This window comes from SAR324 cluster bacterium, from assembly GCA_015232315.1.
GTDB lineage: Bacteria > SAR324 > SAR324 > SAR324 > NAC60-12 > JADFZZ01.
The window spans coordinates 235,031-257,505 of record JADFZZ010000004.1 but is presented as its reverse complement, the minus strand read 5'-3'; the positions used below and the strand labels follow the sequence as shown (position 1 = coordinate 257,505).

The 22,475-nt window shown below is 42.8% G+C and carries 16 protein-coding genes; 10 read left to right on the top strand and 6 right to left on the bottom strand.

Features of this window, described 5'->3' with window-relative positions:
• The first annotated feature begins 235 nt into the window (after nt 1–235).
• From HQM11_05465 to HQM11_05435, 7 genes are all read left to right on the top strand, one after another.
• Nucleotides 236–1,015, top strand: coding sequence for a response regulator (locus HQM11_05465; GenBank protein MBF0350457.1), 780 nt, complete (start codon nt 236–238; stop codon nt 1,013–1,015).
• Between the two features lie 390 nt (nt 1,016–1,405).
• Nucleotides 1,406–2,662, top strand: coding sequence for a hypothetical protein (locus HQM11_05460; protein MBF0350456.1), 1,257 nt, complete (start codon nt 1,406–1,408; stop codon nt 2,660–2,662).
• 250 nt (nt 2,663–2,912) lie between these two features.
• A complete protein-coding gene (locus HQM11_05455) occupies nt 2,913–5,084 on the top strand; it encodes a PilZ domain-containing protein (GenBank protein MBF0350455.1) in 2,172 nt (723 codons plus the stop codon).
• A 214-nt stretch (nt 5,085–5,298) separates the two neighbouring features.
• Nucleotides 5,299–8,064, top strand: coding sequence for a nitrate- and nitrite sensing domain-containing protein (locus HQM11_05450; GenBank protein MBF0350454.1), 2,766 nt, complete (start codon nt 5,299–5,301; stop codon nt 8,062–8,064).
• The gene (locus HQM11_05445) at nt 8,057–9,451 is read left to right on the top strand and encodes a sigma-54-dependent Fis family transcriptional regulator (protein MBF0350453.1); all 1,395 of its coding nucleotides are present in this window, start codon (nt 8,057–8,059) and stop codon (nt 9,449–9,451) included. The genes HQM11_05450 and HQM11_05445 overlap by 8 nt, the downstream gene beginning before the upstream one ends.
• 347 nt (nt 9,452–9,798) lie before the next feature.
• Complete coding sequence (locus HQM11_05440) at nt 9,799–10,812, top strand: c-type cytochrome (GenBank protein MBF0350452.1); 1,014 nt, start codon at nt 9,799–9,801, stop codon at nt 10,810–10,812.
• 13 nt (nt 10,813–10,825) lie between these two features.
• Nucleotides 10,826–13,057: a hypothetical protein gene (locus HQM11_05435; protein MBF0350451.1), complete on the top strand. Its 2,232-nt coding sequence runs from the start codon at nt 10,826–10,828 to the stop codon at nt 13,055–13,057.
• 334 nt (nt 13,058–13,391) lie between these two features.
• Here the strand turns inward: HQM11_05435 and HQM11_05430 are convergent, their stop codons facing one another.
• Nucleotides 13,392–13,988, bottom strand: a complete 597-nt coding sequence (locus HQM11_05430; protein ID MBF0350450.1) for a hypothetical protein — start codon at nt 13,986–13,988, stop codon at nt 13,392–13,394.
• A gap of 1,118 nt (nt 13,989–15,106) precedes the next feature.
• Between HQM11_05430 and ahpC the strand changes: the two genes are divergently transcribed.
• The 3 genes from ahpC (at nt 15,107) to HQM11_05415 (ending at nt 18,567) form a co-directional block, all read left to right on the top strand.
• The gene (gene ahpC / locus HQM11_05425) at nt 15,107–15,673 is read left to right on the top strand and encodes a peroxiredoxin (GenBank protein MBF0350449.1); all 567 of its coding nucleotides are present in this window, start codon (nt 15,107–15,109) and stop codon (nt 15,671–15,673) included.
• 281 nt (nt 15,674–15,954) lie between these two features.
• On the top strand, nt 15,955–17,505 hold the full coding sequence (ahpF, locus tag HQM11_05420) for an alkyl hydroperoxide reductase subunit F (protein MBF0350448.1): 1,551 nt from the start codon (nt 15,955–15,957) through the stop codon (nt 17,503–17,505).
• A 114-nt stretch (nt 17,506–17,619) separates the two neighbouring features.
• Nucleotides 17,620–18,567, top strand: a complete 948-nt coding sequence (locus tag HQM11_05415; GenBank protein MBF0350447.1) for a hydrogen peroxide-inducible genes activator — start codon at nt 17,620–17,622, stop codon at nt 18,565–18,567.
• A gap of 155 nt (nt 18,568–18,722) precedes the next feature.
• Here HQM11_05415 and HQM11_05410 read toward each other — a convergent pair whose 3' ends face one another.
• The 5 genes from HQM11_05410 to HQM11_05390 form a co-directional block, all read right to left on the bottom strand.
• Nucleotides 18,723–19,298 carry a DUF3365 domain-containing protein gene (locus HQM11_05410; protein MBF0350446.1) on the bottom strand — a complete coding sequence of 192 codons (576 nt, stop codon included), beginning with the start codon at nt 19,296–19,298 and terminating at the stop codon, nt 18,723–18,725.
• Nucleotides 19,299–19,414: 116 nt separating this feature from the next.
• Nucleotides 19,415–19,735: a hypothetical protein gene (locus HQM11_05405; GenBank protein MBF0350445.1), complete on the bottom strand. Its 321-nt coding sequence runs from the start codon at nt 19,733–19,735 to the stop codon at nt 19,415–19,417.
• Between the two features lie 222 nt (nt 19,736–19,957).
• The gene (locus tag HQM11_05400; protein ID MBF0350444.1) at nt 19,958–20,578 is read right to left on the bottom strand and encodes a YdeI/OmpD-associated family protein; all 621 of its coding nucleotides are present in this window, start codon (nt 20,576–20,578) and stop codon (nt 19,958–19,960) included.
• Between the two features lie 79 nt (nt 20,579–20,657).
• The gene (locus tag HQM11_05395; GenBank protein MBF0350443.1) at nt 20,658–21,032 is read right to left on the bottom strand and encodes a DUF1801 domain-containing protein; all 375 of its coding nucleotides are present in this window, start codon (nt 21,030–21,032) and stop codon (nt 20,658–20,660) included.
• Nucleotides 21,033–21,158: 126 nt separating this feature from the next.
• Complete coding sequence (locus HQM11_05390; protein ID MBF0350442.1) at nt 21,159–22,226, bottom strand: YceI family protein; 1,068 nt, start codon at nt 22,224–22,226, stop codon at nt 21,159–21,161.
• Nucleotides 22,227–22,475: the final 249 nt, after the last annotated feature.

The window sequence follows — 22,475 nt, the reverse complement described above, 5'->3', positions numbered from 1 at the left end:
CCAACGCTGGCAGTATTTTGTGGTGTTCCAGGCAGGGCAAGAGACATCCTGATTGAGTCCGTGTCATCATAACAAGCTGCCGACATTCGGGCTGTCAGGCCGAATAATCGGCATCGCTGAATGATGGACGACCATCACTTTTCTGATGATTGATTTTTTATTTTACAATGACGGCTGTTTTCCGCATATGTTATGCAGATTAGAAAAATCCTGAATTTAACAAACAAGAGGTGACATGAAAATATTGTTAATGGACGATGAACGGGCTATTCGACTGTTATTTAAGGTTGCGCTTGAAGAAGAGGGCTACACAGTTGATACTGCGGTTAATGGTGAAGAGGGATTCAAACTGGCCTGTAAGCAACATTATGATCTGATCATTATGGACATGGTCATGCCTGGGCAAGGCGGCCTGGTGACTATCCCGGAAATCAAAAAGCTTGATCCAACTATCAAGGTGTTGGCCATGTCCGGGAAAGCCTACAGCGGAGGGGTGCTGGAAGCCGCGATCGTCAGAGGCGCTGATCTGACACTCACCAAACCAGTGGAAATACCAAGACTGTTATCCGCGATTAACCAACTATTCCCAAGCATTGAACAAAATCAAACACCTATAATTGTGGATGAGGAGAAAACCTCTCAACCTGCGCAAATCCTGATAGTTGATGATGAAAAGGCTATTGTAAATCTGTTTCAGAATGTGTTGACAGGAGAAGGGTATGGCGTCGATGTCACACTGGATTGTGAGATGGCCTTAGATATGATTCAAGAAAAAACATACGACTTAATTATTATTGATATGGTCATGCCGGAAGGCGGTGGATTAACGGTTATTCCTGAAATCATAAAGATTTCTCCTGAGACCAGAATTATAGCGACATCCGGGAAATCCTATGCGGCCGGTGTTATGGAGGCCGCCAAAGTAATTGGCGCGGATCAAGTTCTCAGCAAACCAATTGAAATCAGTACGTTGCTATCTACTGTTAAAAAAACGCTCTTACAGGAAGAATCCTGAAATATCTCCCGGAAAATAGCATTCCTGAAGAGTTCCTGTAGTTCCCCTTTCAGGGAAATTCACGATATTGTTCAGGATTTTCCGGTTTTGACGACCCTCCTCTAAACCACGATACAGTACCTAACTCCTGCTGCGCATACGACTCGAAATCAAAATTACGGGTATGCCTTACAAAAACTCATACACCGAAATCTCGACAGCGAATTCGGGCGTGATACTCCATTTATATAAAAAATTAAGTAATTTCAGATACTTGTTTTTGTATTTTTTGTGGCCTTTTTTTTGCAGATGGTATCATGCGTCACATTGACGACCCTAACAACGGGACACCAATCTGTTGGTAGCGGTCATAATTGAAAAGGAATTGCTTACAAATACATTGGAGGGATTATGTCGAAGCCATTACCAGTCCATGCGACAAAAACACTTTTGAACGCATCTCACCTCCAAAAAAGTTTCAACACCAGTAAGGATAAATTAAAATTTCACGTTGTTCAGGGTGAATCTTACAGCCTGCTCACCATGATTAAAGGTGTTGCCGAAGACATTGAATCGTTGCGGAAAGAAATTATAGAGTGGAGTCAACGATCAGTTCTGGACAAGGCAATGTCCATATTTACAAAAAAAACCATTCGTGATCGTGTGATCGGAGAAGATATTCTGAAGTTCCATCCTTCTAAAAAGGTAATGGCCCTGATTGAAGCACTAAAACTGAACCCCATGGATTACAAAGCCAGAGTGGACCTGGTTGCAACCCTGTATCAAAGTGAAAAAAACCTTACTCTGGAAGCCGCCAGAAGTCTTCTTGTTCATATTTCAGTGGCACACTCATTTGGAATTTTTTCCATGGAGGGTATTGACCTCACGATATGGTGCCAGAAACTTTATCTGCTTAAATTACAGGAACGCTGGCGCAAAATATTTTCAAGGTATGATCCATTGGAATTTGGCCAGAAAGCGAATGTCTTGTCGCCAAGAGACTTCAACCAGATCACAGAAAATCTCCGATTGATTAAAATTTTTCTGGAACATACCAACAGGGCTGTCATTTCGCCTAAATGCAGATTCAAGGGTGAGTTCAATGTCACCGATGTCAGAAGTTTTGAGAAAAGTATGGGCAAGGACACCGGGCAAGCTCAATTCTGTAATCACATCCATATAATCAGTTCATTACTGAGATATCAGTTGTTTTTGAAAAATACCGCTATTGAGTTGCTTGAAACAGCTATTAAAATGGATACGGACAATCCTATGGGCTATTATCTGCTGGGTAAAGTTCATACTTGTGAGATGACTTTCATGATTCAGCAGTTCAGGTTGGGGAATGCAAACGATAACTGGAGAAACAGCATCAAGGATCAATTCAAGTTAGCTAATCACAATTATGGAATGGCCTTGAAAATTTCAGAAACCCAGGGATTAAAAACTTCGGTTCAACCGCTGATGATGATTGAATATGTGTCATCCCTGCTTTATTTCATTGAGTCAAGTACCAGATTACTTGCGATTAAATTACCACGACCCTGGTTGGCCGGTAATCTCAATTACTGCTACAGCATTCTTTTCAACTCCCCATCAAATCTCCCCAAAATTCGTGAATTGATCGAAAAAATTGATCAATGGATGCTCTATTACAAAATCTGGTAACCGCAAAGACGAAAACTCGGCTTTAATGCCGAGTTTAAGGTAACCGCACTCTCAGAAAATTGCTTTAATCCTAAAAAAAGCACTTAAACAAAATCTCCGCACAAGCTGTTTCTGGGCTATCGAGTTCAGAAATCAACAGATAAACAGATCAGAAATAAACGGTACACACATTGCAGAAAGTAGATTAGCAATCATGAGATTGGGACCATGAATAGAAGTCTCTGTATAAACTACTTGCATCAAGAGTCCTATGGAATTGAAAATGCTGCCTCATCATCCAGTCCACAAATTTTCCCAGGAACCGCTGACAATGATTCGTCACGGGATTTCATATTTCACGCACTTGATTCCAGCAATGAACATGTTGAACAAAACACTGTTCGTGTTCCTGATTTCAATATTCATTCTGGGTTGCACATTTTGGTATGGAATGCTGACTGTTACCGATCATTTCAGGGAGACAAGTTTAAAAGCCGCAATGTCTCATGCCCAAATGATTCAGATCATGATCCAGGATAAAATTATCAGTTTTCAGGAAGAACAGTTCTTTTTGGGAAAAAACAGTAAGTTCATTTATAAAACGGACACCACCCAGATTTTGTCCAGTCTGGAAAAAATGTATTTTGATAAAACAGAACATGATATGTCTTTTTTTATTTTTACTGGTGATGATGCCAGCAAAAACAATAACCAACGCACGATTGTATTTGATTCGATGGGGGCATTGAAAGGAAAATCACTTCAATGGTTAATCAATCAGTCCACGGGACAATTGATTGTCGATGAATTGTTGAATCTGGAAAAAGGAAAAATTCATCATTATTCCGGAGAGGAACAAGGTTTAATCCTCAAAAAAGGATACGCGTTTGTGTTATCGTTGCCTGAGGTTGACTGGCATCTGACATTTTTAATGCAAGACAGGGAATTTGAGATTCCCGCCATTAATTTAAGAAACACTTTGATTTTTATTACTTTTCCTGTGGTATTTGTGTTGATTAGTGTATTGCTCAGATTTACGCTGTCCAAAGTGAGATTGTTTCAGATGCTGGAACGATCCCGTTCACAACTGCAAGAGGCTTATGAACAATTGAAAGTAACAAAAATTCAGTTGGCTGAAACAGAAAAAATCGCGGAAATGACACAAACCTTTCAACGATTTGTGCCTCAGCAATTCCTGCAAAAAATTGGATCAAGCCTGGATAACGCGTTAGAAGTAAAATCTGTTGAAGAAAAAATGACACTGATTTTTTCCGATATACGTTCTTACACCAGCATTTCTGAAAAAATGAATGTTGAAGAAAATTTTCGTTTTTTGAATGAATATCTTTCTGTGATGGAACCTGTCATCACAGAGAATCGTGGATTCATTGATAAATTCATTGGTGATGGAATATTGGCATTGTTTGATGGAACAAGTTCCGCTGAATATGCGCTTCAGGCAGCGATCAAGATGCAGCGCGAATTGAACAGTTTTAACCAGCGTGTTCCTTTCGCTCAAAACATTCGTGTTGGCATTGGTATCAATACAGGTGTTGTCAAAGTGGGTTTGGTTGGAACACGAAACCGCATGGATTCCACAGTCATCGGCGACCCTGTCAATCTGGCGGCCAGACTGGAATCACTCACAAAAACCTATAAAGCGGATATCCTGATCAGTGAATCAACATATCAGGAAATCAATCAGGAAGCATACCTTATCCGGGAAGTGGATCGTGTGAAAGTTCATGGCCGTGAAACACCCGTAACAATTTATGAGGTTTTTGATTCGAATTCTCCGGAAATCGTAGAAAAGAAAATTAAAACATTGGCGGATCTTCACACTGGTATCATTTTATATCGTGAAAGAAATTTTCAGGAAGCCAAGGAAATTTTTCAGAAATGTCAGTCCATCTATGTGGAAGATTATCTGACATCAGAATATATTCAGCGGTGTAATTATTTTATCAAGTACCCGCCCCATACAAACACATGGGACGGTGTTATTCAGAACACACACTATCACCTCTCACAGATCAAACGGAGAAGAGCACCCAGATTTGATTTGCAGTTACCGCTTTCCGTGTCCTTGTATTCCCTTCAGGAAACAATTCAGGAGGAATCACTGGATATTTCACCTGTGGGTATTAAAATGAGTTCCTGTTATGATTTTCAGGTAGGAAGCATCATTGATCTTGTTATCGATTTTTCTCAACATACCGTTGGCGATGATGAGAATGTTCATGCAATCAACCTGACGGGACAGGTGACCTGGACAAGACGAATCACAACGATAGATGAACCTGTTCATTATCAGATCGGGGTAGAATTTATCATGCTCACATCCGATCAGGAAAAACAACTTCAGCAGGAACTATGGAGACTATCCAGCGGCATGAGCCATACTATGAAACCGTCTTCATATGGTAGCATTATCACAAATTGAAACATGAAAGTCCCAGTCATGTTTCAATTAAACGATACCATTCACTCCCGCCAGGATAACCAACCTGAACACCGCCATGCAAATGGATAATCCAGTTTCCCCCAGCTTATTGGTATCCCTATTGCAGGTAAAGCTATTTCAAACCTTCCTGACTTTGTGGCATTCATTATCAATCTGAGTGACAACTCCTGTCGATTATTTATCTGGATAGACCATGTCAATCAAAGATCTCAAGATCGGTTCAAAACTGGTGCTAATGGTATTAATCCCTTTGTTGGGATTGATCTATTTCACAGTAAACGAAACTATTGAACAAGTTCAACTTGCGAGAAATATGAACCGTCTTGAAAAGTTGATTGGCCTTGCCATCAGATTAAGTGCCGTAGTTCATGAAATTCAGAAAGAGCGTGGTATGTCTGCCGGGTATATCGGCAGTTCCGGTAAAGATTTTCTGAAGCAATTACAACAGCAACGACCGGTTACTGATGATGAAATCACTAGATTGGAAAAATATTTAGACACTCTGGATACAAATTTCATTGAAGGCACAATTCAATCCAAACTGGATGAATTTTCTGATGTTTTGAAAAAAAGGGATTCGATCAGAGATGATGTTCTCAAACTCAATATTTCCGCGATGGAGGAAATCCAGTATTATACCCAGCTCAATCACTCTATTTTTGTTATTGTTGGATATTTACCTCGACTCATTAATAATTCAGAACTGTCAAACATGCTCATCGCCTATGTGAATTTTATGCAAGCCAAGGAAAACGCTGGAATTGAACGGGCAACTCTCAGCAATACCTTCAGCCAGAAAAGTTTTGGAAAAGGAATGTATGAACAGTTCATTTCATCGATTGTCGCGCAAAATATTTTTATCAATAATTTTCTGTCATTGGTTCCCCCATCCATGATCAGTGTTTATCATTCAACTCTCAAAGGTTCTTATGTGGATGACCTTGAGAATATGAGAAAATTTTCATTTGAAAAAAGATTCGAAAATATCACGATCGATCCTTTGAAATGGTGGGTTGTAGCGTCCAGAAAAATTGATCTTTTGAAAAATGTTGAGAATGTGATCGTTGAGGATTTGCAGGAAAAAACTCACAATCTGAACAACCAGAATCAGGTTGTGTTTTTCACATACGCGACCATTGTTGTTTCCGGTATTACACTGACATTGATCTTCTTTTATCTTTCTGTCACGGGCATTACACAACCTCTTAACGCGTTGGTTGATATCGCCAATGAAATTTCCAGCGGACAAAGAAACGTGGTATTTCCAGAAGCGTCAAGGGATGAAACCGGAATACTTCTAATCGCCATGAAGCAAATGCTGGAATCTATTGTAAAAACAGAACGTGCCCTCAAAGAAAGTGAGTCAAGGTATCGTCTTGTCGCGGAAGGCGCGAGTGATGGCCTGATCACTATTGATGAATATGGCAAAATATTTTATGCAAACAGGGCCTCAGAAAAAATTTTCGGATACCATATTTTTGAAATGATAGGCAAAAACATTGAAATGCTTGTGCCTGAAAACATGCGTTCATTTCATCTGGAAACCATTAAACGTTATATTCATTCCGGTAAGAGTAACCCTGTCTGGAGCGTCTGGGAATTTGACGGATTGCGCAAAGATGGAATTCCGTTTCCAATGGAAATATCATTCGGTGAATATGTCCGGGAACAAAAGTCGTTTTTTACAGGGATTTACCGGGATATCACCGAGAGAAAACAGGCTGAAGACGAGCGCAATATCCGGGTAAAACAACAGAGCGCGTTGATGGAACTGAGTCAGAAAGCTCTCACGACCAGAAATTTCATGACGTTGTTGGATGATGCCATGAATATTGTTTCAAAAACACTCAACACGGAATATTGTTCGTTTCTGGAATTTCAACCTTCAGACAACGCCTATATTTTTAAGGCGGTTAGAGGGTGGCAGAATGATGGGGTTACCGATCTGATAAAATTAGATAACACTCCCGGAGGGTTGCTGGATGTGACTTGTAATGCGATTGAACCTGTCATTATTGACGCAGAGTATCAGGAACCCAAATTCAAAATTCCGCCCATATTTTATGAGCACGGATTTAACTGCGGAATGAGTGTTTCCCTGCAAAAATCCCATGGTCATTTTGGTGTCCTGGTCATTCATACTCAACGATTTTGCCGTTTCAGTGACAGTGATGGTTTTTTTCTTCAATCTGTCAGTAACGTTTTGGCAATGGCCATTGTCCGACTTGAACAGGAGCGAATATCGGTTTCAAGGGAACAACTGGCTCGTGTTGGTGAAATTTCCGCCGGAGTGGCCCATAGTATCAGAAACCCGGTTCATGGGGCAATCAACTGCGCCGAATTATTAAAAAAGAAGACCACCCTGGATTCCGGCTATTATGAAATGATGGATCTTATTATTGAAGCACTGGAACGGATTGGACGTATTGCCGGAAGGTTGCTGAGATTAGCCAGGAATGCCCCTCTCAATAAAACCCTGACAAATCTGGACTTGCTGATTAAGGATGTTCTTAAATTTGTGGAAGTCAGGGCAAGAGATTTTAAGGTCAAAATACATACCAGACTTGATCCTGTCCCGGATATGATGCTGGATGCGGATCATTTGGCGGAAGCGATCATCAATCTGGTCAACAATTCTATTGATGCCTGTTCTCGGGGGGGGGAAATTAACATCGAGGTTCTGTCAATCAGTACCCCTTCAGATGGCATTGTTATTAAAATCACAGACACGGGAGTAGGTATTCCCACAGAATACCTGTCAAAAGTTCTTGATCCATTTTTTACAACCAAACCCGTGGGTGAGGGAACAGGTCTGGGACTGGCAATCACAAAGCGGATTGTTGAAGATCATGGCGGAGAAATGACTCTGGAAAGTATTCAAGGGAAGGGCGTTACCATTCGTATGTTTCTCCCGGCCCGGTTTGACAACACTTATGAGGAGGTGTTTCAAAATGGTTGAACCAATGAAAATTATTGTGGTTGATGACGAAAAAATCAGTCGGATTGCCACCATGCAGCAACTTCGTGATGAAGGTTTCATCAGTGAGGCCGTGGATAATGGTTTTAAAGTGCTGGAACTGCTGGAAAAAGACCCTTGGGACATTGTCGTGAGCGATATCCGGATGCCCAATATCGATGGTCTGGAACTCCTGCAAAAAATAAAAGAAGGATATCCTGAAGTGGATGTTATACTGATCACCGCGTTTGGTACCGTTGGAACAGCGGTAAAAGCCATGCAGGATGGAGCCGCTGATTTTTTGACCAAGCCCTTCCGTTATGAAGAATTGTCCATCCGTATCAAAAAATTGCAGGAGATCCGGAGTACACGTCGTGAAGTTACCGAATTAAGAGCCGTACTCAAGGAATCACAAACATTTTGCGGCTTGATTGGGGATTCTCCCCAGATGAAAAATGTTTATGAACGTATCCAGACCTTCGCCCACAACATGGTTCCTGTCTTGATCACTGGAAGAACAGGAACTGGCAAGGAAATGGTCTCACGAGCGCTTCATCAGAAAAGTGGCCGAGGCGACCATCCTTTTGTCGCGGTCGCCTGCGGTGCCATTCCCAAAGAATTGGCGGAAAGCGAGTTATTCGGTCATGAAAAAGGTTCTTTCACAGGAGCACTCCAAAAAAGAAAGGGCAGTTTTGAAAGAGCCAGCGGGGGAACAATCCTGCTGGATGATGTGGATGATCTGCCTATGGATATTCAGGTCAAACTCCTGCGAGTCCTGCAGGAAGGCTATATCCAACGCGTGGGAGGCGTTGAGGAAATTCCGGTTGATGTCCGGGTGATTGCCACGACAAAACGTGATTTGGGGGAAGCGGTAAAAGAAGGAGTTTTCCGTGAAGATGTTTTCTATCGCCTCAGAGGTCTTGAAATTAGACTCCCGCCTCTCAAAGACAGAGGAAATGATGTGCTGATTCTGGCGCAGAACTTTCTCCATGTTCTGGCCAGTCGTGACAAACTGCCCACCAAGACGATGCCCCCTGAAACCTGTGATATTATGAAAAAATACGCATGGCCTGGGAATGTCCGGGAACTGCGAAGGGCTATGGAAACAGCCTTTGTTCTCAGCAATGGACCTGAAATTCTCCCCGATCATCTTCCCGAGTATCTGCATGATATTCATAAGGAGAATCATGTGGGCGCATCCTTGTTTACATTACATCTGGAAAACTGCGAGGAAATCGTCTTCAAGGAAATGATCCAGCAATTTGAGGATACTCTCATTGACTGGGGATTGACAAAAGCTGGTGGTGTCCAGTCTCAAGCCGCTGATTTACTCAATTTGCCCAGAACGACGTTTCAAAGCAAAATAATCGGACGTAACAAAAAAGACTAAATCCACTTCAATTTCAATTGCCGTACTTTCGTCATGCACGCCGAAATATCGTCATAGTCGCAGACTGTTGAATTGTGGGTCATTTCAATAGCAAGCATCCATGGACATGACTGTTTATCGGCAATCACATTCATCTTTCCTGTTTTTTGGCAGCGTTCCCCCATTTTCAATCCTCCTGTTTTTCATGGATGACTTCACTCAATCCATTATTTTCCAATGATATTCCGGCAAAATAGTATTTTGCCATCCTCCTGCCTGAGAAAACCTTTTTGACAAAAATCAGATTCAGTCACTGGCACAAACAGTGCAGAAAGCGGGGGTATAACCTTTAATGATCAGGAGTAGACATGAAAAATTGTTTGAAATTATTGATCAGTGTTAACTTGTGTCTGGGAGTTTTTATGTTTCCGGCATTAGCACAAGAACCGTCCGTGATGCCTTCAGATTCTCTGGACAATGAACTATTGATTCTGAAACAGCAGATTGTTGAGTTACAGCAAATGGCTCAATCTCAGAAGGTGAATCAATCGAATATCGCTGAGATTGAGGAATTGAAACAGGAAATTCAGTCTTTGAAGGAGGACCTGACACAAATTCAAAACAAACAGAATTCCCAATCAGTGATGAGTTCAAGTTCTGATGCACAACTGATCCTTGGTCGACAAATATATTTGTCAGCCTGCAAAAGCTGTCACGGAATTAATGGCGATGGTAAGGGACATGGCGGAAAAAGGCTTGATCCGGCGCCACGTGATTTTACCAAAGGTGAGTTTCGCTGGAGATCCACTCTTCATGGCACCATGCCGACTGATGAAGATCTGGACCGTACGATCAGAGACGGAGTTTCCGGATCTGAAATGGTTCCATTTGGGAATATCATTTCCAAACAAAAAAGAATGGCGGTGATTCAGTATATCAAATCATTTTCACACAAGTTTAACGATCCTGAATTAAAACCTGAAGGAACAAATCTCGTGACTATTCCCAAAACAAGGCCTTCTTCAGGCAGAGGTAAAAATCCTGGATTAGGGAAAATTCTTTACAACGAAAAGGGCTGTTATTTGTGTCACGGTGAAACTGGGGAAGGCGATGGTATCGCTGCTTATTATATGGAAACCAAACCTTGGGATTTCACCAAAGGTTATTACAAAAGCGGTTCAACCCCCAGAGACCTATACCGCTCAATCACAACAGGATTAAATGGAACCTTCATGCCAACATTCATTGACCAGACCACTGAAGAAGAACGATGGCATCTGGTAGACTATGTTCTTTCTTTAGGTGATAACCGTAAAGGTTTCAACTATACGGTTTTTCAGGAAGAACCTACCGGGAAAGTTTATGATCAATACTATAAATAAAAGGATGGCTGATATGACTACTATAAGTTTCCATTCCGTAAAAAATCAAACATTGAATTCCTTGTTCGCGTTGTTTGTTATGGCAACCGTCATTCTGAGTCTTTATGGTTGCGCCGAAACTGAGGGTAAGAAAAAAAGCAGTTCTGGACCAAGCTGGAAATCAATCCAGGCTGATATTCTTTCCCAGAAATGTACAACATGCCATTCTGGCGGATCTCCTGCGGCGGGGTTGTCATGGGAGGCTGGTAAATATAAGGAAATTGTAACCGATGGGAAAATGAGCCAGGGCAATCCTGAATTCAAAATCATTGAACCGGGCGATAAAAGCAAAAGCTACGCATACATGAAAATAACCAACAATGCCAATATCGTTGGCGCTCAAATGCCGTTAGGTGGTCAACTGGCTCAAGGCAGCATTGATATTATCGGTGCCTGGATTGATGCTGGTGCCTTAGAAGTCGCCGAAGGTGAAACCGCTGTGGAATCAGAAACAGAAAGCGGGGAAGTTGAGGTCGACTGGGCGTATCTTCAGGAAAATCTTTTGCAGAAAAAATGCGTTCAGTGTCACAATGAAGCCAATGCGACAGCAGGTCTTTCATGGGCTGATAGTGAATATGCGACGATTGTAACAAATGGGAAAATGAACTCAGAAAATACATTTAAAATCATTGATCCCAAAAACAGCAAAGACAGTTATTTTTATATGAAGATTTCCGGTGACTCACGCATTTCTGGAAGCAGGATGCCTGCCACAGGAGAAATTCTCGATGATGAGACACTGAAGATGGTTGCCAAATGGATTGATGATGGCGCTCTGGAAAAATCTACGACCAACAAGACGGCTGATGACTCTTCAAGCTCTGATTCTGGAACATCAACATCCGGTTCTGATTCATCCAGGGAAGCTACCTGGGAATATGTTCAGGCCAATATTTTCGCGAAATATTGCGTGATTTGCCATAGTGGTGAATTTCCGATGGGTGGCATGTCTCTGGAAGCGGATCAGTACACAAACGTTGTTGTGAACAAACGACTGAGTTCCACCAGAATTCCAATTGTAAATCCTGGAAACAGTGATGGAAGTTACATCTATATGAAAATTACAGGAGACGCCAATATCAAGGGCGTACAAATGCCTGCGATGGGCGGTCCATTGAGTGACAATGATATCGCTCTGATTAAACAATGGATTGATGTGGGCGCTCCGGGGCCGATGGAACCCAACTGGGATTTCATTCAAAGTGCTGTTTTTGAAAACTACTGTGTGATCTGTCACAACAGCGTGTTCTCCTATGCCGGATTATCCTGGGAGGCGGATCAATATGACGCCATTGTTACCAGTGGAAAATTAAGTTCAGAAGTGACCTCCCTCAAACTGGTGGAACCCGGAAGCAAGGAAAAAAGTTATTTATATCTGAAAATTACCGGAAATGCTCAAATCAAGGGTAGCCGTATGCCAGGACTTGGAGTTGTACTGGACGAAACATTTATATCCCTGATCGGACAATGGATTGATGATGGTGCTGGAGTCGGCAGCAGTAAGGGTGGCAGCACCAGTGCGCCATCAGCTTCCTGGGATTCTATTCAGGCGGATGTGTTGCAAACTAAATGTGTGACCTGTCACGGTGGCGCATCACCTGCCGCAGGTTTGTCATGGCAGAAAGATCAATATGACGCCATTGTGACCAATGGTAAAAAAGGTTCATCCGGTGTTCTCCTGATTAAGCCCAGTGACAGTGCCAACAGTTATTTGTATCAGAAATTAACAGGAGAACCCACCATAAGCGGAAGTAGAATGCCGCTTGGTGGACCTTATCTGGAACAAACAACCATTGATAAAATCAAATCATGGATTGATGCTGGTGCGCCAAAAACCGCAACCAGTACCAGTTCAAGCAGCACTTCAACCAGTACCAGTTCCGGCAGTACATCAACAAGCACTGCCAAAGACACCTGGACCACAATCCAGAGTGAAATCCTTAAGGTCTGTACAAGCTGTCATGGAAAAACTTCACCAGCGGCTGGTTTGTCATGGGAAGCGGATCAATATGATACCATTGTGACCAATGGAAAAACCAGTACTACTGGCGATAAAATCATTGCTCCGGGAAAAAGCGCAGATAGTTATATGTATAAAAGAATTACTGGAAAAGCGACACCTCAAATGCCATTAGGTGGACCATATCTGGATGATGCTAAACTAGCCAGGGTAGCCGCATGGATTGATGCTGGCGCACCCAAGTAGGCTTTTGCGCATGATACATGTGTTCCAATTGTTTCCATCTAATTATTTCAACCCTATCCGGCAGTCAGAACCGTGAGGATTCTGTCTGCCGATGTCAAAGATTTGGCATGGGCCATACAGGCAATGTCATCAACTTAAGCATTCTGAATGGTGCTGAGTATTAATTCCCCCTTGGTTCAAGTGGGTTCGGGGGATGTAATTCTGAGCGTTAAATCCCCCATGCCCCCTTTGAAAAGGGGGATTTCTCGGCGAGGAACGCCTTAAGTTGACGACATTGGCCATACAGGGCGTCCGCAGAATCTCTCTTTCGTCGAAATAAAAGATGCCGGACAATTCACCAATGTTTTAGAGCGCAATATAACATTTTATTGAGTTTCTCATAAAAAACAGGTTGATGGCCCCAATAGGGTTTTGCACGATGCAAAAATTCATGAATCAAGGTCTCAATGAGCATTGATTTTTTGGGAGAACCATAAAACCAGAAATTGGAGCGATATATTTTTATGATTTCCTGCCCCAGATAAATTCCGGCTTCACCATACTGAATTGATTGATGGTGCATCACGTCCTCCCCGGTGTATAACGCTGGAACTCTCAACATGACGTTTTTCATACCTTGATCAAAACAAGGAAGGGTTCTGAGTTTGATCACATACTCATTAACAATTTGTTGGCGAAACTCCATCGGGTTTTTCCAAACGCCCAACAAATGAGCGGAATCACTGAGGTAAAAAGTCAGAACAAGAAAAAGACTCCCCGCCAGCAAAATCATTTTATAATCCAAGCCACGTTTTTTTAGTTCCTGTTGATAAAGATACAGCTTTTTGATTTTTTCCCATTCGTCCCATTCTTTTTGCAGTGAGGGCAATTCCCTTAAAAGCCAATCATGGTCTTTTTCCGGGCGATCAACCTGTATAAAGTCGGAAGTCAAACATTGGACACATTGCAATTGGACAAAGCAGGTCTCTTGTTCCCCTTTGAGTACAATGATTTGTATATCAGCAGAATGGCAGACGGGACAATTTATGACAGGTTGTGTTTCAGTGGGTTCAACCATAGGTTTGTATTGATTAAAGTGTTTATGTAAGCGTTCAGCGTTCAGTATTCAGCTTTCAGTGTTTATGCGCCTCAGAAGCATTATGACTCAATATCAGAAAATATCGTTTGGCTTCCAGGTCTTGAGAATTCCTGAAAACTGATAGCAGACGGCTGAACCAGTCCTTTCGCTTATTTTTAGGACCCATTATGAATTTGATTTTGAATCGTCAAGAAGGAGCGGTCTTTGGTTCGTTATGAACCAGGTAAACGTCCTGTGAGATTTGTAATGCGAATTAGGGGTTGCAAATATTTGCTAACAGGAGCATCGCAGCAGCGATTTTTCCAAAAACATGCACAATCAACCCTTGTGAAGAACGAACTTTGGAAGCGAACTGAATCCCTGTTTTTTCCTGAATCCAGTTAAGGGCTCGTGCGTAAATAACCTTTATAGTTTGAGAGATTCAGTCCTGATCATGTCCACAGGGGATATGGGACGAGATCCCTCCTGACGACACCATAGTGTAAATCTTATTCTTGCACGAGCCCTAAGGGAATTTCATCTACTCTTTCAATACGTCGGGATTCCATCGCTTGCTCCTTTGTTCCAATGAAGGGTAAAAGAAGAAGCCTGAAACTAATTTTCTGATGTTGCAATCAAAATCGGAAATTGTGTTTAATTCAAAAACAGTCTCAAAAATAAGCGAAAGGACTGCGTTTACTGTGTTTTTACCAAAATCACGGAAAAAACCATAGAGCAACATATGATAGACAATGCGAAGCGATTCATCATCAACTGCCGCTCCTTGGGGTGACTTTTTTATTCCATAATAGAAATAAACTATCGGTAGATAGATTTTTAATATTGTACTTCTATCAGGAAATTTGAGAGGATATACCCAGACATTAAAACTGCTTACGCTTAAAGCCTGTTTGGCTGTTGTTGCGTTGTGAGGGTTTTAAGGTTTTTAGAAACTCATTTATTAATTCAGACAATCTCAATAAGGAGACACTATGGAAACGATCATCAATTCAAAAGTTGTGGATTTTAAGGTTCAGGCATATCACAACGATGCCTTCAAAGAAGTCACAGGCAACGACCTGAAAGGCAAGTGGTCGATTTTTTTCTTCTATCCTGCCGATTTCACCTTTGTATGCCCCACCGAACTGGGCGACATGGCCGACAAATATGGTGAATTCAAAAAAATGGGCGTTGAAGTTTATTCTGTCAGCACTGACACTCACTTCACCCACAAAGCGTGGCATGACGCTTCCGAAACGATCAAAAAAATCAATTATCCTATGCTGGCGGACCCGACCGGACATCTCTCCAGAGCTTTTGGCGTGTATATCGAAGAAGCTGGGTTAGCTTATCGAGGAACCTTTTTGGTCAATCCTGAAGGTCAGATCAAACTGGCAGAAGTCAACGACAACGGAATCGGCAGAAATGCTGAGGAATTGTTGAGAAAAGTGAAAGCTGCTCAATATATTGCCGCCCATCCCAATGAAGTATGTCCAGCCAAGTGGCAAGAAGGCGGCGCGACTTTAAAACCCGGACTCAACTTGGTCGGCAAAATTTAAGTTTAAATATTTTTCGGGGGCACTGCCCCCACTTTTTTCGAAAGGTGAAAGGTGAAAGGTGAAAGGTGAAAGGATGTCTTGTCCTTTTTCCTTTGTCCTTTCAGGGCTGTTCAGTTCTCCGGTAGGACGGGACTACGTGCCCGTCAAACATACGATTTTTTGAATTGGCGAGGTCTGTAATTCCCGCCTACCCCGGTTGACGCTCAACATCAGAAGAAGTGAACAGCCCTGTTTGTCCGTTTAACTTTATTCAAGTTTTAACACTCCAGATTGGAGGTACTATGCTGGAAAATGATATCATCGAACAATTGAAATCTGTTTTTGATAAACTCAATGGTCGTGTAGAACTGGTTTATGCCAGGAGTAATCATGCGAAGCAAACAGAACTCATTGAAATGCTGGAACAGGTCGCTTCAACCTCGGAACACATTCATGCTGTTTCTTCCAGTGTGGAATCCAAAACGCCATTTTTTGAAATCGTTCATGAAAATAAAAGTTCTGGAATCAAGTTCAGTGGAATTCCCGGTGGGCATGAGTTTACGTCCCTGATATTGTCCATACTGAATGTGGATAAAAAAGGGAAACTTCCCGATGATGGCATTGTCAAACGCATTCAAAGCCTGAAAGGCCCGATCAAGCTAAAGACTTACATCTCGCTTTCCTGTGAAAATTGTCCTGAAGTCGTTCAATCCTTGAATATCATGGCGATCTTCCACCAGGATTTCACCCATGAGATGGTGGATGGGGCGTTTTTTCAGGACGAAATTGAATCGCTGGGCATTCAGGGGGTTCCCTGTGTGATGGATGGTGATTCGTTGGTTCACTCTGGAAAATCTGATCTGCCTCAGTTGTTGAGCAAACTGGAGGAACATTTCGGCCGTGATGAATCGATCAAACAGGAACCTGTGGATTTGGGACTGTTCGATGTGGCCATTCTCGGGGGCGGTCCGGCTGGAGCTTCGGCCGCGATCTATTCGGCCAGAAAAGGATTGAAAACCGTGATTGTGGCGGAAAGAATCGGCGGGCAGGTGAAAGACACCAAGGGCATTGAAAATCTCATTTCTGTGCCCTACACCGAGGGCCCTGAATTGTCTGACAAACTCGCTAAACATATTGCGGAATATGACATCAAGGTATTAGAACACCGGCGGGTGGATCATATCAAAAATGATTCTGTGAAACATCTGGAATTGAACAGTGGTGAATTCTTAACGACCAAAGCAATCATTGTGGCAACAGGAGCAAAGTGGCGAGAGTTGAATATTCCAGGAGAAAAACAATATATTGGACGCGGCGTTGCCTTTTGTCCACACTGCGATGGTCCCTACTATAAAGGAAAAGACATTGCGGTCATTGGCGGTGGTAACTCCGGAGTAGAGGCGGCCATCGACCTGGCGGGCATGGTCAAATCCGTCACGCTGTTTGAGTTTTTACCTGAATTGAAGGCTGATCGGGTCCTGGTCGACAAGCTGGAGTCCATGAAGAATGTGTCGATCATTAAGAACGCGCAGACAACCGAAGTTGTGGGGAATGGCGAAAAGGTGGTGGGTTTGGCCTATAAAGACAGGGCAACCAATGAAGTGCACCAAAAAGACCTGGATGGAGTTTTTGTTCAGATCGGTCTTTTGCCCAACAGCGCTGTTGTCAAAGACATCGTTGAAACAAACCGTTTTGGAGAAATAATCATTGATAACAAGTGCCGGACCAATGTCAAAGGGATTTATGCGGCTGGTGATGTGAGCACGGTCCCCTTCAAGCAGATCATCATCAGCATGGGAGAAGGTGCCAAAGCGGCTTTAACCGCCTTTGAAGAACAACTTCTCGTTTCTTAGGAATGTAAAAAAGATAACCTTTAAATTTTCCAAATAAATCCTGCCAAATACTTGTAGAGACGTGCGATCGCGCGTCTCTACTGCAAACCCATTAGAACATGAGAAGTCACGAAGATGCTGACCATCACGCAACTTGAATATTTACTGGCTGTTGAAAAAGAACGGCATTTCGGGAAGGCTGCTCAGGAGTGCCACGTCTCTCAGCCTTCCCTTTCCGCACAGATACAGAAACTCGAGGAAGAACTGGAGGTTGTCATTTTTGACCGCTCCAAAAAACCCATATTGACCACGGAAGTCGGTAAAGCAATCCTCAAACAGGCAAGAATCATCATTCAAGAACACAGAAAATTGCAAACAATTGTTGATCAGAAAGCCCTCGAGCCCAGTGGGAAGTTTGAACTGGCTGTCATTCCCACCGTCGCGGCCTATTTGATTCCTCTGTTTATAGGCGATTTTTCCAGAAAGTATCCTCAGATTGATCTGCGAATCAATGAGTACAAAACAGAAGATATTATCAAGTTGGTCACCAATGATGAGATTGACGCCGGACTTCTGGTGACACCGCTTGAGGATGACAGACTGATCGAGAGACACCTGTTTTATGAACCCTTTTATTGCTATCTGAATAAAAATCACCCCCTGGCCAAAAAGAAATTGATTTCAGGCGACGATCTGGATAGTGGCGACCTTTGGTTGTTGTCAGAAGGGCACTGTTTCAGAGATCAGGTATTGAAAGTCTGCTCAATGGATCGAAACAAAAGCGTGCTCCCCAATATCAAATTCGAAAGCGGAAACCTCGAAACACTGATCAAACTGGTGAAATCCAATTCGGGCTTCACTTTGCTGCCTCAATTAGCGGTCAACGGACTTTCTCCCACAGAGATCGCTGAGCACATCAAAAAATTCAAAAGCCCTGTTCCGACAAGAGAAGTGAGCCTTGTTTACAGCAGAAGTTTTTTAAAGGAAACGATCATCACTGCTCTGGAAGAAAGCATCCTTTCCAATCTTCCCAATCAAATCAAGTCCCTCAAAATCCAGAATATCGAAGTGGTCGATATTTAATGGTATCAAATTCCAATGGAACTCAAGCATTCAAAGTTGATAGGACGGGACTACGTGCCAGTCAAACATACGATTTGGGGCGTTTGCGGGGCCTGTAATCCTCACCGACCCCTCCGGTTGACGCTCAAAATAAGGAGAAATGAACAGCCCCGGGTTTACAAAGGTTTTTTGATTGAAAAAGCGCCTCTGATCATTCCTTCCTGATAGCCTGTTGCCTGATCATGAGGATACAGGATTTCCAGAACGTCTTTTACTGGAGCATTTATTGTTTTGTCATCGCCATGACAATTCAGACATACCTTTTCTGTAGGAATGGCTTTCATGAAACGAAAATATTCCTGATTTCCTTCTGTTACCTTTTCTGAATACACAAGGCTTGCAGGATCTTTTCCCTGTTTTTGCTGTTGATCAAAATTCATCAAGACCTGTTGTTCCCATACATCCGGAATATCAAGAGGATTTCTGGCTTTCAGACTGACTCGCCTGATGACCTGACCTGTTTCTCTTGACAGTGACGATGACAGGCTTGGAGCCAACTCCGCACAAACCTGGATGGCCGCCTTGGGACCATTGAGCTTCATTTGCTGCTGTAACTGTTCTTTTAATTGACCTCCCATTTTCATAATGATTTCTTTGGATTTCAGAACCAGCGCTTCATCCTCCGCAGCCAGCGTTCCAGAAGCGATCACAGATAGCAGGACCAGACCCAGCAAGGGCAATAAAAATTTCATAGAGATACTCCAACTGAAGTTGAATAATCAGCCAATCGTGATTGATTGACAATTTTTAACTGAATATTCAAATACATGAATATTGTGATAAAAATCAATCAAATTATTGGCACCTTTCATTCGCCCGGCGGACCAATAAAGATGACATTGTGTCGATGCTCAAGGAAAGAAAAGTCCATCAACGACGCGATCTGTTTTTTGGTATTTGATCCTGCCGGGAACGATAATGATTCAGATTCTTGATCACTACTCCCTTGCGGGCGGATATCCGGTGTCTTGCGATCGGTTGATTGGAATCCGGCGCGTGAATCAACAACCAACCCTCTTCCTGCCTGACAAACACGGAGGATGACTGATATTGGCCTGGAACCGAATATTTGTTGGACTGCCAGGAAATCAGCGCCGGAGGTCTTCCATTTGAGCAAAACTGTCCCCATAAAAGAAATCCTTAGTCCTCCCAAAAAAATGATTCATCATTTTAACGGGAGTGCCATACAAGCTATGGCTTTTTTATCAATAAAGGTGGGTCAATTTTATTGTCCGCTACTGGGTCAGTTTACATGACCGGTAACATTTACAGGCAATAGGGGAGCGTTCTTAGACACCCCATTTCGAAACCAGTAAACATAGGAGGTGTCCACATAATTCAAAGGTTCATGTCATCGCTCCAAGGCTCCCTTTCCGGCCAGGATTTGGTTTCGAAATTTTGCAATGCGTGAAATCCGTGTTTCTGACTTTTTGACCGATTTCAAGTGGATGACATAACTCTTTTGCCGTCCCGGTGTCATACTGTGAAAGGCCTCTGCAAGTTCAGAGTCTGAGTCCAGCGCCTCAACCAATTCGTAAGGCAGTTCGATAACGCTTTCGTCTTTGGGTGGCTTAATTCCAGCATCAGCGTAACTCATCGCTTCCTTCAAGTAGAAAACAATGATTGTCTCCATCGACGCAACCTGTGAATTGTCAGTGAAGCGGATCATATCAGGGTAGGGTGTATTCGGGCCCTGCTTTTCAAGTACCAAATGGGGGTCTTTCATCAACGATGCGTTGAAGAAACTGAGTCGAAAATCACAGCGAAAGGCACCAATAAGAGCTATATTGCGATCTGCATGCATATAACAGGGATGTGCCCACTTGACAGTCTCCATGAGGCCAACATCGCGACAAATGTGGCGAAGTGCGAGCAGTCCGCCAGTCCATTGCCGAATAGAACAATCAGGCGTGTCAAAACGTTCGCAACGCCCGCACCCTTTTTTGAAATAATCTTCAATTTCTGTGATCATTGCATTCTCCCTTGGCACTTGTCGTCCCGTGCGGTTTTTAGTTCAGTCATCGTGATTCCCTGCGTTCTGTGGCCGTCATCTACGAAGGCAAAAGTGTCAACCGATATTTGACCATCTCACTGACAAGTTCCTTGGGGATCGGCTTGTTCAATGGGAATTGAATCGACCCTTTGGCAAACTTGTACTCGTTAAGCCGATCCGAAAACGCTTCAATTACAGATGGTGAGGGGTAAAAACCAACATGCCTGGAAAAACCGGCAATCATGATTTGCTGGTCTCGCTTCCCACCCTTTACTAACGCAAAGGCTGGTATTTTGTAGTTCATGAGTTCTGAAACGTTGGGCGCAGCATCCGTAATGCAGTGCCGCAAATCTTCAAGCGCCTTTCGGGTTGGAGGAGGAAATTGTGAGATGTACTCGTCCACCTCCGTTGATTTCATTCCATGTTCACTCATTAAAACCTCCAAATGTATATTTCAGTCTAAATTTTTGATGCCCAACGATGATTGAAACGATTTATTGGAACAGAGCAAAGTGACTCCCATAAAAAAGCCGTCTCGAACGACCCGTTAAGCTCCCTTTTATTGAATCCCGGATTTTATGATCTCCTGGAGATTACCTAGCCGATCCAAACGCAAATGCAGCAAAATTTCCAAATAATCTTTTGTATCCGCGATCATTCCACCAATTCCCACTCTGGGTGGTGAAATTTTGAAGGTAGAAAATGAGGTGACCAATTTCCCTTCAATCAGGGATATGTTAGCCGTTGTGGAAATTGTCAGTGGAAATTTGATGGGAAATGAGCTTCCCGCAAACTCTAAAATACCCGCGACCTCTCCTTTTCCTGTCTCCCCAATAGTCTTCAATTCATCGACTGAAAGGGAAGCACTGGTAAAACGAAGATGAGGATATTTGTCGGCGTTGAGAATCTCGGACACTTCTGTATCCCGTTTGCTGTTGTCTGAATCGAAGCTATGAATCGGTACAGTGACTTCAAAAGTTACCTGATCCTTTTGATCCGACCATTGACTCTTGAAATCCACCTGACAGTTTTTGCCGATAACCTCGACATTCGCCATAAAAAACATTTCCTTTTCCGTGCGATACGCTACGCAATGGTCGTTTTCCTGAAAAATCGACTCAGCCTTTCCTGAAGTGACGGATAACATACTTATCATAAAGACAATGGCTGATATTCTGGATACAGGAAATACGGCTAATTTGCCTGTGAGGCGTAACCCATCACGGATATTGCTCCCTATCAAAAATAGGTTCATGGCTCCTGCCAGCAATTCGATTGCCTGCAACGTATAAAAAGCACTATCAAATTGCCCGCTGGAAGCCCATCGATCCAGAAAAATAGCAGAGGGAAGGAGGACAAATAGTCCATTGAAAGCAATGATGGGCATACGTTTTTTCTTTTTGGTAACCAGGTTTCCTTCACTGGATCGCCCCAAAATCCTTCCACTCACACCAGTGAGAATAAGTGACGGAATAAGAATTCCCATTCCCCAAATTATGCAGCGTTTAACCAAAGCGACTGATTCCGCAGAACCTGTTAATTCCACCAGCACAGTGGAAGTCCAGAAAGTCGCTATAATCAAACAGGCAATACTTCCAGCAATACCGTGTACCTTTGTTTTTAACATATTCACCTCGTAAGGAATGTTTTATTCAGGTGGTTTAACGCAAAAGACGTTTAGCGCAATGCAGCCTGCACTAAATTTCCTGTTGAACTAAACTGTTTTATTGGCAACTAAATCCAAGGGAAATTTAGTGGGGTATTTAGCGGAAACAGGAGAGGAAGTACAGTTCAAAGAAGGAGCCTGGAGCGGAAAAATTCCTACTGGAAATTTCTGGTGACGGCATCCGGTTCAAAAGGGGGAATCTGTTGCCCG